Consider the following 11308-nt stretch of genomic DNA (forward strand, 5'->3'; position numbering starts at 1 on the left):
CGGCGCGCTCCCGGCGGGCCCGGCCGCCGCGGCACCCGCCGCCGGGCGCCGCACCACCCTGCGGCACGGTTCGCCCGAGCACGCCGGACTGCTGCCCGGACACCTGCGGCAACTCGTCACGGACGCCGAGACGTTCCTCGGCCCCTCCCCCCGGCACCCCTGGTACGCGGGCGCCGTCCTGCTCGCCGGGCGCGGCGGCACCGTGGCGCTGCACGAGCCGATCGGCATGGCGGTGCGCTACGCCGCGTACGACGAGAAGACCGACACCGGAGTCGAACTCCCGCCGGCCCGGCAGCTCCCGACGACCCGGGACACCGTGTTCGACCTGGCCTCCGTCTCCAAGCTGTTCACCTCGCTGCTGGCCGTGCAGCAGATCGAGCGGGGTGCGCTGGACCTCGCCGGGACGGTCGCCTCGTACCTCCCCGACTTCGGCCGTGCGGGCAAGCGGGAGGTGACGGTCCGGCAGCTGCTCACCCACACGTCGGGATTCCGGGCCTGGATCCCGCTGTACGAAGCACCGACGTACGAGGCGAAACTGGAGCTGATCTGGAACGAGGCGCCGCTGAACCCGCCCGGCACCGCCTACCTGTACTCCGACCTCAACCTGATCTCCCTTCAGCTCGTGCTGGAGAAGATCACCGGCCGCACGCTGGACGCGCTGCTGCGCCAGGAGATCACCGGTCCGCTCGGCCTGGACGGCACCCGCTACAACCCGCCCGCCTCCTGGAAGCCGCGGATCGCGGCCACCGAGGACGCGCGCCGGCCGTGGTCGGGCCTGGACCGCGGGCTGGTGTGTGGCGAGGTCCACGACGAGAACGCCTACAGCCTGGGCGGGGTCGCCGGCCACGCCGGGGTGTTCTCCCGCGCCTGGGACCTCGCGGTGCTCGGCCGTACGCTGCTCAACGGCGGCTCCTACGGCCGGACCCGGATCCTGCGGCCCGAGTCGGTGGAGCTGATGTTCACCGACTTCAACACGGCCTTCCCGGGCGACGAGCACGGCCTCGGCTTCGAGCTGTACCAGCACTGGTACATGGGGGCGATGGCCACCCCGCGCACGGCCGGCCACACCGGCTTCACCGGCACCTCGCTCGTGCTCGACCCCACGACCGACTCGTTCCTGGTCGTCCTCGGCAACTCGGTGCACCCGGTGCGCACCTGGCGGTCCGGTTCGGCGCCCCGGGTCGCCGCCGGCAACCGGCTCGCCCGGGCGGTGGCGGTCCGCCCGGCGCGGGGCCGTACGGCCTGGTTCTCGGGCATGGCGAGCGCCACGGCCGCCACCCTGACCCTCCCGGAGCTGGACACCTCCGCCGGCCCGGCGCGGCTGCGCTGCGCCCTGTGGTGGGACACCGAGCCCCGGTCCGACGTGCTGTCCCTGGAGTCCTCGACGGACGGCGGCGCCACCTGGAGCCCGGTCCCGTTCACCACCACCCGCGGCGGCGAGGGGGCACAAGAGCACCCGGCGGGCACGGTCACGGGCTGGTCGGGCCGCGTCTGGCACCGGGTGCGGGCGGCGGTACCGGCCGGCCCCCGGCTGGCCCTGCGCTGGCGGTACGGCACCGACGCGCTGTACGTGGGGCGGGGCGCCTACGTCGACGCCCTGCGTGTGGAGGCGGGCGGGAGGGTGCTGTTCGACGGGTCACGTCCGGCGGACAGGGCCCGGCTCGCGGCGGTGGGCTGGCAGCGCTCGGCCGACTGAGCCGGCCGGGCCCGCGGGCGGGCACGCGCGGTTCCGGCGGCCAGGAGCGCCGGGCCCCCGCGGGGTCCAGGGTCAGCCCCGCTCCAGCACCGCCATCGCGGCGTTGTGCCCCGGCACCCCGCTCACGCCGCCGCCGCGTACCGCGCCCGCCCCGCACAGCAGCACGCGGTCGTGCCGTGTCTCCACACCCCAGCGGCCGTCGCCCGGTCCGGCGTACGGCCAGGACAGGGCCCGGTGGAAGATGTTGCCGCCGGGCAGCCGCAGGTCCCGTTCGAGGTCCAGCGGGGTCTTGGCCTCGATGCACGGGCGACCGTCGGCGTCGGTGGCCAGGCAGTCGGCGAGCGGTTCGGCGAGGTGCGCGTCGAGCTGGGCGAGGGTCGACTTCAGCAGTTCGTCGCGCACCGCGTCGTTGTCCCGGTCGAAGAGCCGGGCCGGCGTGTGCAGGCCGAAGAGCGTCAGCGTCTGGTAGCCGCGCCCGGCGAGCTCGGGGCCGAGGATGGTGGGGTCGGTCAGGGAGTGACAGTAGATCTCCGAGGGCGGGGCGGTGGGGAGTTCACCTGCGGCTGCCTGGGCATGGGCGGTGGCCAGCTGGCGGTAGCCCTCGGCGATGTGGAAGGTGCCGGCGAACGCCTCGCGCGGGTCGGCGTCCGGGTCGCGCAGCCGGGGCAGCCGTTCGAGCAGCATGTTGACCTTGAGCTGGGCGCCCTCGGCGGGTTCGGGCGCCGGGTCGCCGGTGAGGGCGGCCAGCTCCCGCGGGGAGGCGTTGACCAGGACGTACCGGGCGGCGGCGGCACCCTCGCCGTCCCGTGTGCGGTAGGCGACCTCGGCGGTGTCCCGGCCGGTGTCGATCCGGACCGCCTCGTGGCCGGTCGCGATGACCGCGCCGGCCGCCCGGGCCGCCCCGGCCAGCGCGTCGGTCAGCGCGCCCATGCCGCCGACGGGCACGTCCCAGGCGCCGGTCCCGCCGCCGATGACGTGGTAGAGGAAGCACCGGTTCTGGTCGAGGGAGGGGTCGTGGGCGTCGGCGAAGGTGCCGATGAGCCCGTCGGTGAGGACGACGCCCCGGACCAGGTCGTCGGCGAAGGTCTCCTCCACGCAGACGCCGAGGGGTTCCTCGAACAGGGCCCGCCAGGCGGACTCGTCGTCGATGCGGCGGCGCAGCTCGTCCCGGGTGGGCAGTGGTTCGGTGAGCGTCGGGAAGACCCGCTGGGCGACCTGGGCCGTCCTGCCGTAGAACCGCTGCCAGGCCGTGTACTCGCGGTCGCCGCCGGTCAGCCGGGCGAACGCCGCGCGGGTGCGCTGTTCACCGCCGCCGACGAGGAGCCCGGTGGGCCGCCCGGACCGCTCGACGGGCGTGTACGAGGAGATGGTGCGGGAGCGGACCCGGAAGTCCAGCCCGAGGTCGCGCACGATCTTCCGCGGGAGCAGGCTGACCAGGTAGGAGTACCGGGACAGCCGGGCGTCGACCCCGGCGAACGGGCGGGTGGAGACGGCCGCGCCGCCGGTGTGGTCCAGCCGTTCCAGCACCAGCACCGACCACCCGGCCCGGGCCAGGTAGGCGGCGGCGACCAGGCCGTTGTGGCCACCGCCGACGATGACGGCGTCGTACGCGCGGGTTCCCTCGTTCGCGGACATGGTTCTTCGTAGCACGTGGTGATCGGCCTGGGAAGGCGGCCGGGCCCCGGGCGGCGGACGGTCACGGCAGCCGGTGCGCTGCCGGTCGCGCCCACGGGCCGAGCCTCGCCGTGGCGCGCAGGATGTGCTTCGGCGGCAGCTGCCAGCGCACCTGCGCGGGTACCGCCCGCAGCACGGCGCCGGTGGCGCGCAGCCTGCGGGTGACGACGGCGGGCACGGGGGCCCGCCTGCCGTACAGCTCGTGGGCGTACGGCGGCAGCGAGGCGTACGCCAGCCGGGCCACCCACTGCCACAGCACCTCGCGCGCCGGTACGAGCAGGGGGTGGGCCGGGGGGCGCCGCAGGAAGTCGTCCACCGTGCGGGCCTCGGGTCCCGCGGCCAGCCGGGGCCGCACGCGCGCGAAGTAGGCGGCGAGTTCGGCGCGGCTCGCGGGTACGGTCTCGGGGTCCAGGCCCACCAGGCGGGCGCTGACCCGGTGTTCGGCCGTGTACCGGTCGGCCTGGGCGTCGGTGAGCGGGTATCCGGAGCGGCGCAGCACGTGCAGATAGGAGTCGATCTCCGCGCAGTGCACCCAGAGCAGCAGCTCGGGTTCGTCCACGCCGTACCGCTCGCCGGTGTCCGGGTCGGCCGCGCGCAGCATGCCGTGGATCTTCCGCACCCGGGCGCCGGCGCGTTCGGCCGCCTCGCTCGTGCCGTAGGTGGTCGTCCCGACGAAGTCGGCGGTGCGCTTCAGCCGCCCCCAGGCGTCCCGCCGGAAGTCGGAGTTCTGCAGCACCCCGCGGACCGCGCGCGGGTGCAGGGCCTGGAGGTAGAGAGCGCGGACACCGGCGACCCACATCATGGGGTCGCCGTGCATCTGCCAGGTCACGGAGTGCGGTGTGAACAGCCCGGGGTCGCCCATGCCCGAAGGCTAGCGCCGCACCCGTGGCATCCCCAGGCCGATCCAGGAGATGATCTCGCGCTGGATCTCGTTGTTGCCGCCGCCGAAGGTGAAGATGACCGCCGAGCGGTAACCGCGTTCCAGTTCACCGTGCAGGACGGCGCCGGCCGAGCCCTCCTTCAGCGGGCCGGCCGCGGCGACGACCTCCATGAGCCAGGCGTAGGCGTCCCGGCGGGCCTCGGAGCCGTAGACCTTGACCGCCGAGGCGTCCTGCGGGGTGAGCGTTCCGTCCTGGACGGCGGTGACCATCTGCCAGTTGAGGAGTCTGAGCGCGTCGAGCCGGACGTGGGTGCGGGCCAGCAGCCGGCGCACCCAGGGCAGGTCGGCCACCCGGCGGCCGTCGGCGAGCTTCGTCTCGCGGGCCCAGCGCTGGACGTCGTGCAGGGCGCGGACGGCCATGGTGCCGTGGGCGGCGAGGGTGACGCGTTCGTGGTTGAGCTGGTTGGTGATCAGCCGCCAGCCCTGGTTCTCCGCGCCGACGCGGCGGGAGACGGGGACGCGGACGTTCTCGTAGTAGCTCGCGGTGGTGTCGTGGGAGGCGAGGGTGCGGATGAGGGTGCAGGAGTAACCGGGGTCGGAGGTCGGCACCAGCAGGATGCTGATGCCCTTGTGCGGCGGGGCCTCGGGGTCGGTGCGCACGGCCAGCCACACCCAGTCCGCGGTGTCGCCGTTGGTCGTCCAGATCTTCTGCCCGTCGACCACGTACTCTCCGCCGCCGTCGCGTACGGCCCTGGTCTTCAGGGCGGCGAGGTCGGTGCCGGCGTCGGGCTCGCTGTAACCGATCGCGAAGTCGATCTCGCCGGAGAGGATGCGGGGCAGGAAGTAGCTCTTCTGCTCGTCGGTGCCGTACCGCATGATCGTCGGCCCGACCGTGTTGAGCGCCATCAGTGGCAGGGGTACGCCCGCCTGCGCGGCCTCGTCGAAGAAGATGAACTGCTCCATCGCCGTCATGCCGCGCCCGCCGTACTCCTCTGGCCAGCCGACGCCGAGCCATCCGTCCGCGCCGAGCCGGCGGATGGTCTCCCGGTAGAAGCGCTTCTGCTCGGCCGGGTCGGCGTACCGGGCGTAGGCGTTGTCCGGCACCAGGTCGGCGAAGTAGGCGCGCAGTTCGGTGCGCAGCCGCTGCTGTGCGGGCGTGTGGTCGAGGTGCACGGCGCCTCCAGGCTCCCCAAGGGCGGTCCTGACGGCGCACACCGTAGAACGTGTTTCAGAAATTGGGAATGCAGGGGCCCGGGCGACTTCGGCTCACGGGCCCCGACCGGGTGGCGGAGGGGTCATTCGAGCATTCGCAGGAAGGCCGCGCAGGCGTCGGCGCAGTCCCGGCAGGTGGCCGCGGCCGACTCGGCACCGGGGTGCCCGTCGAAGGCACGGGCGCATTCCAGGCAGACCGAGCGGCACCATTCCACGCGGACCCGCATGCCCTGTTCGTCCTGTCGGTTCTCCTCGCACAGCACCCGGCAGGTGGCGTCGCACACCTCGGCGCACATGATGCCCAGCCTGCGCACACGCTCCTGGTGCTCGGTGCCGTCCGGGTCGACGAGACTCGCCCGCACGGCGCAGGCCCGGGCGCACTCCGTGCACGCCTGGGCACAGGTGAATCGGTCCTCCAGGAACCGGTACAGCTGCTGCTGTGAAGTCGGCGGTGTCACACCGTGCGGGTAGCCGGGGCGGCGGGGGACAAACCACCGCGCCGAGACCACCCGAAGCCCGGTCCCCGTCCGCCTCGCCGGCACCGGCCGCCGAGCATCCCGCCCATTGTGGGCGTTCTGTCCCGGTTCATCCCGTTAGGCGCGGGTACACCTCTGCTATGAACACTGCATCGATGCAGCTGGCCGCGGCGAGTGGTCTGATGAGCCTCGTTCTGTTCGTCGTGGCCGTGGCCGTGCTCGCCCTCCTCGCCGGCGGCTTCTGGATGACCTCCCGCGTCAGGTACCGCGAGTCCCCGCGCCCCCGCCCCGACGAGCAGCCGAAGATGCCGCCGGGCGGCCCGGTGCACGAGGTCCGGGAGAGCAACCGGGAGGCGTCGGACGTACCGCGGACCGCCAAGGGAGAGCGGCCGCTCACCCCCTACGAACTGAGCAACATGGACACCAGGCCGGGCACGACGGAGTCGAAGGACCGCCCGCGCTGGAGCAAGGGCTCCAGCGGCTCGTTCGGCGGCGGAGGACTCGGCGCCCACTGAACCCGGCCCGCGACCCGGCCCGCGCCGGACCGCCGTGACGCCCCTAGGAAATGTCTCGGGCGGCGTCCAGGCGGCCGACGCGGGCCACGTTCTGGACGTCCTCCGGGTCCTGGCTGGGCTCGGCCGTGAACCAGGCGTCGAGGATCTCCGTCAGCACGGGGGCGGAGACCAGCCGGAGGCTCAGCGCGAGGACGTTGGCGTCGTTCCAGCGGCGCGCGCCGTCGGCCGTGGCGGCGTCCGTGCACAGGGCCGCGCGTACGCCCGGCACCTTGTTGGCGGCGATGGACGCGCCCGTCCCGGTCCAGCAGCACACCACCGCCTGGTCGGCCGTGCCGTCGGCCACCTCACGGGCGGCGGCCTGTGAGCAGACCGCCCACCGGGCGTCGTCCCCGGGCCGCAGCGCGCCGTGCTCCCGGACGTCGTGGCCACGGCGCCGCAGCTCGGCCACCAGGAGGCGGGCGACGGGTTCGTCCATGTCGGAGGAGACGGAGATCCGCATGCCCGGAGCGTAACGCCTGCCCGGCGGCCGCCGGGACCCCCGCCCGGCATGGTCACGCGCGGACGCCCTGGGGGTCCGGTCCGGTGCGCGAAGGGCGGGTCAGCGTCCGGTGCAGGTGTTCGAGGGCGTCCAGGAGGACCGAGCGGTGGTACCAGCTCAGCCAGGCCGCGGTGTCCGCGGCCAGCAGGGCGAACGCCTCGGCCTGCGCGGCGGTCGGGCGATGGCCGGCACCGGCCCAGTGCAGGCTGATCACACCGGTGCACGAGCCCGCGGAGGACAGCACCGGGATGCTCTGCACGGCGCGGGCCCCCGTCGTCAGCAGGGCGCACCGGCACTCGTCGGAGAGCAGCGGATCGGTGGCGACGTCGGGGACGCTCACCTGACGGCCCCGGGCGCGGGCCGCCGCGTCGGCGGTGCCCTCGCCCCGGCCGCGCGCGAGGTGGTCGAGGAACGTGTCCGCACAGCCGTGGTGCGTCTCCAGGGCCAGGGCGTTCACGGCCGGGTCCACGAGCTGGACGTATCCGGCGGGTGACTTGCCGATGGCCAGCGCCTCGTGCAGCACGGCGTCGATCATCTGCCGCCGGTAGCGGGGGTCCCGGCCGCCGCGGGCCAGGATCCGCAGCTGTGGCACGGGCAGGCACCGGCGGCCCGGGAACCACGCCTCGCCGCTCGGGGGCCGGGCCACCACCACGGCCGAGACGAGGACGCGCAGGGGCACGTTGAACCGCTGGGAGGCGTCGCGGAGCACCCGGAACGCGCTGCCGGCGTCGGGCAGGCCGTAGCGGACCATGAGCGTGCCCTGCGCCATGCCGATCACCGGTGCGGTGCGCACCCTGGCGCGCAGCGCGCGGACCTCCTTGTGCAGGTCCTCGTACGAGGGCCGCAGCGGATCGGCCATCTGCGACCGCCAGGCCGGCAGCTCCTCCACCCGGGAGGCGGCGCGGGCCAGCTCGCGCAGCGCCTCGTCGAGGGTCGCGTACAGCTGGACGCCGGGCAGCCGGGCCAGGTGCACCGCCTCGCGCACCCCGGGCCGGGCGCGGACGATGACCAGGTCCGGGCGGCCGGTGCGGGCCCGGGTCGTCTCGCTGAGCGTGCGCAGCACCGCGGCGCCGCCGAGCTGGACGTGGGCCATGTCGAGCACGGGGCGCAGTCCGGCGCGGTCCGCCTGGTGGAGGTGGCCGCGCAGTTCGTCCGACCAGGCCCGTGCGCCGTGGGCGTCGAGGCTGCCGGTCATGCGCAGCAGCAGCGCGCCTTCGGCGGGCAGTCCCTCGACGACCGAGGACTCGATGACGAGCGAAGCGGGTGCGGCCGGCCGGCCGGAAGAGGGTTTCATCGCATCACCCAGACAGGACGTCCCGAGGAAGTGGCTCGGCCTCTTCCTGACCTTGGCACCACCATGCACGGTAGGTGGCGCGTCCTCAAACGCGCCGTCCACCGCGCCGGTCGGGGCTACCGGTCCTGGTCGTGGGTGCCGGGCTCCGCGCGCACCGGTCCTCGGGCCGCCAGGGCGAGCAGGGCGGCGTCCAGGCAGGCGTGCAGGCGGACGCCGGGCAGACCCGCCGCGGTCAGGGTCTCGCGCACGTGCGGGCGGGGCTGTACGACGGACAGGGCGCGGCCGGAGCGGGTGCAGCCGCCCCCGGTCCCCCGGTGCAGGAGGTCGGCGGCGGAGCAGGCGATGTACACCTCGGTCAGGTCCAGCACGGCGTGATCACCGGCCTGGCCGGTCCGCTCGAGGTGGTCGGCGAGGGCCTCGGTGAACCGCCCGGCGTTGCAGGCGTCCACCGTGCCCCGGGCCGCCAGGACACTGACCCCGCCGAGGCCGGGACGGTGTTCGCGCGCGGTGCGCAGCAGCAGGGGGGCGGGGCCGCCGGGGCGGACGCGGGCGGGAGGGGACGGCTGACCGGTTTCCATGGGGCGGGGCTTCCTGGGCGGGGAGGAAGGTCGGCCGGCCGCTTCTTGACCGGGAGTTCACTGTGCCCTCCCCCGGACGCCGGACGCAACGACGGCCCATGGTGTGTCGTACCGGCAGGCGGTCCGCCGCCGTACCGCCGTGCGGGTGAGCCGGGGAGCCAGGGAGCCGGTGAGCCGATGAGCCGCGCCTGGGCCGCCGCCCGACCGTCAGGGTCCCGCGGGGGCGCTGGGCGGCGCTCGGCCCTTTGCTGTGCTGGGCAGCCCTTTGCTGTGCTGGGCAGCCCTTTGCTGCGCTGGGCGGCGCGCAGGGCCCTGCGGAGTGGCGTGCGCGCCGCCCGGGGTCCGCTGCCGCCCGCGGACGGCAGGCTGGTGCCGGGGGCGCTGGTCATGACGTTCCCGGGGCCCCGCACGGCCGGCCGAAGGATGCTGCGGGGCCCGGTCAGTGGGCGTGCGCCACCCGCGGTCCGGTCGGGTGGGAGTGGGCCCGGGCACCCCGCAGGAGGGTCAGGCAGACCGCGGCGACCTCGCCGGTGCCGATGCGCAGCAGGCGGGCGTCGGGGGTGCGGCCGTGCGGGTCGCCGGGCGGGCCGGGCTTCCACAGGGCCACGTGGTCCGGGCCGGGGGGCGGCCCCCACAGGCGCGGGGAGACCGGCCCGAACAGGGTGACGGATCGGGTGCCGTGGGCCACCGCGAGGTGGGCGAGCCCGGTGTCGCCGCTGAGGACCAGGGACGCCTCCGCGACCAGCGCGGACAGCTGCCCGAACGGCATGCCGCCGGTCAGCACGTCGTGGCCGGGCTGCCCGCCGCGTTCGGCGACCGAACGGACAAGGGCGTCCTCACCGGGGCCGCCGGTGAGCACCACGTGGTGCCCGGCGGCGCGCAGACACCGGACGACGGCGGCGTACCGCTCCCCCGGCCAGCGGCGGGAGCCCGAGGCGGCGCCGGGGTGCACCACGACCGCGCCCGGAGCCGGTGACGGCGTGCCGGGCCGGGGCAGCCGCAGGTCGCGGGGGTCGGCCGGGATGCCGTACCCGCGCAGGAAGGCGCACCAGCGGTCCCGTTCGTTGGCGTGGCCGAGCCAGGGCGGCCCGTCCGGGCAGGCGTGGGCGAGCAGTCTGCGCGGATGCAGGGCGGCCAGGGCGTCGCGGCTCTCGGGACCGTTGCCGTGCAGGTCGACGGCCACGTCGGGCGGTGGGCCGCTCCAGTGGCTCAGGTCCGGTACCCCGCGGCCCGGCGCCTCGGCCGCGAGGACGGCGTCGACGGCCCCGGTGGCCAGGGCGAGTTCACTGAGCCCGGGCGGCTGGGCGAGGACCAGCTGGTGGCCGGGGAAGGCCCGGCGGATGCCACGCAGCGCGGGCACGCCCGCCAGCAGGTCGCCGAGGCCCAGCGCACGCAGGACCAGTACGCGCGGGGAGTTCGTGGCGTGCTCGGTGATCACCGACGGAATCCTCCGGTGGGCGGGGGCATGAGGTGACGCGGTGGCGGGCGACGGGTGCCGGCCGGGTCAGGGGTGGAGCGGTGGCGGGCGACGGGTGTCGGCCGGGGGCATGAGGTGGAGCGGTGGCGAGCGGGCGGCTTGGCGGCGGCCGCTCGCCCGGGGCGGGCCGCGGGGCGTGTTCCCCGTGTCCGGCGCCACTCCTGGCGGTCTCGCGGGCAGGAGTACGGCACGCACCCCGACTGGCGGGCAGCGGGTGCCGACCCGGGGGCACGGGTGGTGCGGTGGCGGACGGCTGGTGCCGACCAGAGGCACAGGGTGGCGCGGTGGCGGCGGCAGGTGCCGGCGGGTCAGGGGTGGCGGCCGCCCGCCCGGGAGTCAGCAGGGCCTGTTCCCCGTGCGTGGCGCCGCTCACGGGCGGCCGACGGACGGGGGGACGGCACGCACCCCGGCCGCCCGTTCCCGTCAGGGGCCCGCTCACGCCCCGCCCGCGTGCTGAGCGTGTGGTGCTCATGTCGGCCGTCCCACGGTGGGCGCCGGGGCCGTCGCCGCGCGGCGAGCCAGGCCGGTGGTGGAGCGGCCGTCGAGGTAGGGCAGCAACAGGACCTGTCCGCCCCAGCTCTCCACCAGCGGCTGTTCGGGCAGCCGGGTCCGGGCGTAGTCGCCGCCCTTGGCCCAGATGTGCGGCCGGAGTTCACCGAGAATGCGTTCCGGGGTGTCCTCGTCGAAGACGGCCACGGCGTCCACGCACTCCAGGGCGCGCAGCACCCGCACCCGGTCGGTGGCCGGGACCAGGGGCCGGCCGTCACCCTTTCGGCGCCGCACCGAGTCGTCGGAGTTGACGCACACGACGAGGCAGTCGCCGGCCCGGCGGGCGGCCTGGAGCAGGGTGACGTGCCCGGCGTGCAGCAGGTCGAAGCAGCCGCCGGCGGCGACGACCGTGCCGCCGGCGGCCCTGACCCGGGCTGCGGTGCGCACGGCGTCGGCGGTGGTGTCGCCGTCACCGGCGG

The 11308-nt window shown here is 75.5% G+C and carries 11 protein-coding genes; 2 read left to right on the forward strand and 9 right to left on the reverse strand.

Annotated elements, in window-relative coordinates:
* On the forward strand, positions 1-1696 hold a 1696-nt coding region (locus GT045_RS36970), incomplete at its 5' end, for a serine hydrolase (protein ID WP_237539167.1).
* A gap of 72 nt (positions 1697-1768) precedes the next feature.
* Here GT045_RS36970 and GT045_RS36975 read toward each other — a convergent pair.
* From GT045_RS36975 to GT045_RS36990, 4 genes are all read right to left on the reverse strand, one after another.
* Entirely contained in the window at positions 1769-3331 is a 1563-nt protein-coding gene (locus tag GT045_RS36975; RefSeq protein ID WP_161336890.1) for an NAD(P)/FAD-dependent oxidoreductase, read from the reverse strand.
* Positions 3332-3392: 61 nt separating this feature from the next.
* On the reverse strand, positions 3393-4232 hold the full coding sequence (locus GT045_RS36980; RefSeq protein ID WP_161336891.1) for an oxygenase MpaB family protein: 840 nt from the start codon (positions 4230-4232) through the stop codon (positions 3393-3395).
* A gap of 9 nt (positions 4233-4241) precedes the next feature.
* Positions 4242-5423 carry an acyl-CoA dehydrogenase family protein gene (locus GT045_RS36985; protein ID WP_161298662.1) on the reverse strand — a complete coding sequence of 394 codons (1182 nt, stop codon included), beginning with the start codon at positions 5421-5423 and terminating at the stop codon, positions 4242-4244.
* 122 nt (positions 5424-5545) lie between these two features.
* A complete protein-coding gene (locus tag GT045_RS36990) occupies positions 5546-5920 on the reverse strand; it encodes a ferredoxin (RefSeq protein WP_161298661.1) in 375 nt (124 codons plus the stop codon).
* A 158-nt stretch (positions 5921-6078) separates the two neighbouring features.
* On the opposite strand from GT045_RS36990, the gene GT045_RS36995 reads away from it, so the two are divergent.
* Entirely contained in the window at positions 6079-6453 is a 375-nt protein-coding gene (locus GT045_RS36995) for a DUF6479 family protein (RefSeq protein WP_237539169.1), read from the forward strand.
* A gap of 43 nt (positions 6454-6496) precedes the next feature.
* Here GT045_RS36995 and GT045_RS37000 read toward each other — a convergent pair whose 3' ends face one another.
* From GT045_RS37000 to rfaE2, 5 genes are all read right to left on the reverse strand, one after another.
* Entirely contained in the window at positions 6497-6952 is a 456-nt protein-coding gene (locus GT045_RS37000) for an RpiB/LacA/LacB family sugar-phosphate isomerase (protein ID WP_161336892.1), read from the reverse strand.
* Between the two features lie 52 nt (positions 6953-7004).
* Positions 7005-8285 (reverse strand): ANTAR domain-containing protein, encoded by a 1281-nt coding sequence (locus tag GT045_RS37005; RefSeq protein ID WP_161298659.1) that lies wholly within the window; start codon positions 8283-8285, stop codon positions 7005-7007.
* A 116-nt stretch (positions 8286-8401) separates the two neighbouring features.
* Entirely contained in the window at positions 8402-8863 is a 462-nt protein-coding gene (locus tag GT045_RS37010; protein WP_237539170.1) for an STAS domain-containing protein, read from the reverse strand.
* A 439-nt stretch (positions 8864-9302) separates the two neighbouring features.
* Positions 9303-10301, reverse strand: a complete 999-nt coding sequence (locus GT045_RS37015; RefSeq protein ID WP_345942873.1) for a glycosyltransferase family 9 protein — start codon at positions 10299-10301, stop codon at positions 9303-9305.
* Between the two features lie 507 nt (positions 10302-10808).
* Positions 10809-11308, reverse strand: a 500-nt coding sequence (rfaE2, locus tag GT045_RS37020; protein WP_161336893.1) for a D-glycero-beta-D-manno-heptose 1-phosphate adenylyltransferase, incomplete at its 5' end; no start/stop codon positions are given.

The organism is Streptomyces sp. SID486 (genome assembly GCF_009865385.1).
Classification (GTDB): Bacteria; Actinomycetota; Actinomycetes; order Streptomycetales; family Streptomycetaceae; genus Streptomyces.

Bases quoted from the DNA above. Each gene is read 5' to 3' on its own strand.
- GT045_RS37010 (WP_237539170.1), bottom strand. From the start codon at position 8,863: ATGGAAACCGGTCAGCCGTCCCCTCCCGCCCGCGTCCGCCCCGGCGGC.
- GT045_RS36975 (WP_161336890.1), bottom strand. From the start codon at position 3,331: ATGTCCGCGAACGAGGGAACCCGCGCGTACGACGCCGTCATCGTCGGC.
- GT045_RS37005 (WP_161298659.1), bottom strand. From the start codon at position 8,285: ATGAAACCCTCTTCCGGCCGGCCGGCCGCACCCGCTTCGCTCGTCATC.
- GT045_RS36980 (WP_161336891.1), bottom strand. From the start codon at position 4,232: ATGGGCGACCCCGGGCTGTTCACACCGCACTCCGTGACCTGGCAGATG.
- GT045_RS36995 (WP_237539169.1), top strand. From the start codon at position 6,079: ATGAACACTGCATCGATGCAGCTGGCCGCGGCGAGTGGTCTGATGAGC.
- GT045_RS37000 (WP_161336892.1), bottom strand. From the start codon at position 6,952: ATGCGGATCTCCGTCTCCTCCGACATGGACGAACCCGTCGCCCGCCTC.